The sequence below is a fragment of the Rhizobium sp. P32RR-XVIII genome (assembly GCF_012641395.1).
GTDB lineage: Bacteria > Pseudomonadota > Alphaproteobacteria > Rhizobiales > Rhizobiaceae > Rhizobium.
The window spans coordinates 1-1,498 of the sequence record NZ_JABAIH010000068.1 but is presented as its reverse complement, the minus strand read 5'-3'; the positions used below and the strand labels follow the sequence as shown (position 1 = coordinate 1,498).

Here is a 1,498-nt window from a genome sequence, read left to right as displayed (position 1 = left end):
TCACATCAGGATTTTTGTCAACGGTTCATTGATGTGGCATCGAATTTCTCCTTCGTAATCGGATCCATGGTCTGAGCCCATAGCAACTACCGGCTCGTTCTCGAGCCTGTACAATCTCACATCCGGTCGCCGCTTGTCGCGGCTGCACCACTATCCCGCTTTCGACGGGGACGGGCTCAGGAGAACGGGACCAATCTCAAGATCGGCGGGTAAGGCCAAACGGATTCTCGGTTCGCTCACCTGGATCCGTCAGGGCTGATCAAGCCCTGAGGATTGGAAGTTACGTCCAGCAGCTGGTTTGATGGCTCAAGCGCTTTTCATGATCGCACCCTCGATTACGACGCCGGAGCTCACGTACTTCCAAAGTGCAACCAGCAGCTTGCGAGCCAGAGCCACGATCATCGGCTGTTTGAGACGGCCGCTGTTGCGTGCGATGCGCTCCTTGAACCAGAGAGCGAGCGCCGAATTTGGTTGGTGGCGCAGCCACAACCAGGCAAGCTCGACCATCGTCGCTCGCAAACGCGGATTTCCCGCCTTCGAGACACCTTGCTCACGATTGACGTTGCCACTTTGCCAGGGCGAGGGAGCTAGTCCCGCGTAAGCAGCGACTTGCCGCCGATTGTCGAAGTGTCGAAACAGACCTTCTGAATAGAGTATCGTAGCGAACTCAGGACCAATTCCCCGGATTCCTAGAAGCGCGGTGGCTCTTGGCGGTGTGTCGGCCGTCTCGCGAGCTATCAACGCATCTCGTTCTGATTCCACAGCCTTGATCTGTGTCAGCAGCAATTCAAGCCGATCGAGCTCTCTGCAGATTTCGGCTTTCAGGTGCTTTGATAGCATCCGGCCATCTCCAGTGCGACTTTCCTCCAGTCGCTGACGGCGATCACGACGCAACGGCTCGTACTCTCGTATTCCTTGAGTGAAGAGCAGCCCCTTTATCCGATTGACGTGGAAAACACGCTCCGCAATCAGCGTTTTCCGCTCTCGCCCGAGCCGACGAATGTCTTCCTCATCGGGCGTTAGAAGTTTGACCATCGAGCAAGCACGCGGTTCACCGCGCTTCCAAGCCATCAAAGCACGTATCAACGTTTCACCGTCGATGCGGTCCGTCTTCGCGCGGCGATGTCGACGAGGCATGGCAATGGATGCGGCCTCCACCATATGGCTCTCGATCCAAGCTTCCTTGCTCAGCACTCGCCCCAGCCAGAAGCCATCAAGCCCGGCCTCCTGGATCATCACCAGCGGATAAAGCCTATCTTTACGCCGCTGCGCTTTCTGGCGAAGAGCGGCAAAACACGAGAACAAGCCGGCGATATCGCCTCCGGTGACTGTATGACGAGACATCTTTTCGCTTCCCGGCGCGAGAGCCGTCACGAGCCATGTCGATTTACTCAATTCCAACGAGACGAAAATTGCTCCAAGATCGACAGGGGTAGCGGTCTGTGCTTGAGTTTGATCTGCTGTTATCGGCATGATTGGCCTCCAGAGAGTTTTCTAG

General features: G+C 56.3%; 1 protein-coding gene. It reads right to left on the bottom strand.

Annotation, left to right across the window (positions count from 1 at the left end):
* Nucleotides 1–306 precede the first annotated feature (306 nt).
* Entirely contained in the window at nucleotides 307–1,473 is a 1,167-nt protein-coding gene (locus tag HGP14_RS35065; RefSeq protein WP_168834367.1) for an IS110 family transposase, read from the bottom strand.
* Nucleotides 1,474–1,498 lie beyond the last annotated feature (25 nt).

Coding starts and splice junctions, on each gene's coding strand:
- HGP14_RS35065 (WP_168834367.1), bottom strand. CDS start 1,473: ATGCCGATAACAGCAGATCAAACTCAAGCACAGACCGCTACCCCTGTC.